2 protein-coding genes are annotated in these 1,568 nt (G+C 61.2%); both read right to left on the minus strand.

Annotated elements, in window-relative coordinates:
• Positions 1 to 615: carbohydrate ABC transporter permease (locus tag CUU80_RS10585; protein WP_165775943.1), on the minus strand; the 615-nt coding region annotated here is incomplete at its 3' end.
• Positions 616 to 685: 70 nt separating this feature from the next.
• Positions 686 to 1,567, minus strand: a complete 882-nt coding sequence (locus CUU80_RS10590; RefSeq protein ID WP_100497302.1) for a carbohydrate ABC transporter permease — start codon at positions 1,565 to 1,567, stop codon at positions 686 to 688.
• Position 1,568 lies beyond the last annotated feature (1 nt).

Consider the following 1,568-nt stretch of genomic DNA (forward strand, 5'->3'; position numbering starts at 1 on the left):
ATACAGGCCGAACGGGCTGATCAACGACGGGATGATCATGGCCCACGGCGTGTTCGTCAACCCCAGCTTGGCGAACAGGAGGAACTGCGGGACCGCCAAGGCGATGCCAGGCACCGAGATGGAGCCGATGATCACCGCGAACACGGCCTTGCGGCCCGGGAAGCGGAACTTCGCCAACGCGTAGCCGCCCATGATCGCCAGCAAAGTCGCGCCGCCCGCGCCCACCACCACGTAAAGCAGCGTGTTGACCAGCCAACGGCCGAAGATCCCGCCCTGATACGTGAACACGGTCACGATGTTGTCCCACAGGGCGAACGACCGGCCGAAGCCCAGACCGAACGTACTCGTGAAGTCGGCCTGCGTCTTCGTCGCGTTGATCATCAGGTACACGAACGGGAACAGGCAGTACACCGCGAAGACCGCGCACAGGACCGTCATCAGCGTGCTGCGCCTCGGGTTGTTCACGTTCGCGAACCCCGCCCTCGCGCTCCTCTTCCTCTCGGCGGCCTCGTCGCGGGCGATACGCTTCTGACGCTCCTTCTCGGCCCTTCTCGCGGCCCTCTCCCGGGCCCTCAACTCCGCCCCGGCCGGACGGGCACTCGTCGCCGCACTCATCACGCACGCTCCTTCACAACCACAGTCACAATCACAGTCACATTCATTTCTTCAACCAGCGTCCGGCGCGTCACCTCATCTGCTCCTTCATGCTGTTCAACTGCACCGCGTAGGCGATGGCCATCGTGATCACGGCCATCACGATCGCCAGAGCGGCCGCGTAGTTGGACTGGTTGCCGGAGAAGCTCAGGTTGTACGCGTACATGTTCGGCGTGTAATACGTCGTGATCGCGTTGCCCGGCACCATGTTCTGCAAGATGCTCGGCTCGTTGAACAGCTGGAACGAGCCGATGATCGAGAAGATCACCGTGATCGCCAGCGAACCCCTGAGCTCCGGCAGTTTGATCGACCTGACGATCTGCCACTCCGAGGCACCGTCGATCGACGCCGCCTCATAGAGGCTGTGCGGGATCGTGGACAGCGACGAATAGAAGATCAGCATGTTGTAGCCCGTGAACTCCCACGTGTTGATGTTGCCGATCGCCGCCAGCAGGACCGAGGGCTTCAACACGTCGATGTCCGTGCCGAAGAAACCGTTGAACGAGCCGACCAGGCCGTACTTCGCGCCGTACACGAAACCCCAGATCAGGGTGGACACCACGGCCGGCACCGCGTACGGCAGGAACGTCGAGATACGGAAGAACTTCGTGCCATGCAGCTTCATCGAATCGATCGCCAACGCCATCGCCGCCGCAAGGAACAGCATGATCGGCACCTGCACCACCGTGAACAGGGCCACACGACCCACCGAGCTCCAGAACTGCTGGTCAACAAGTAGTCGCTGGTAGTTCTCCAACCCAACGAACTTGGTGCCGCCGATCATCTGCTTCTTGAAGAAGCTGATGTAGATCGCGTACACGATCGGGATGATGAACACGAACACGAACACCACCGCGAACGGCCACATGAACTTCCAACCACGCCAATCCGCCTTATGCTTATTCACACGCACC

The sequence above is a fragment of the Bifidobacterium scaligerum genome, from assembly GCF_002802865.1.
Lineage (GTDB): Bacteria > Actinomycetota > Actinomycetes > Actinomycetales > Bifidobacteriaceae > Bifidobacterium > Bifidobacterium scaligerum.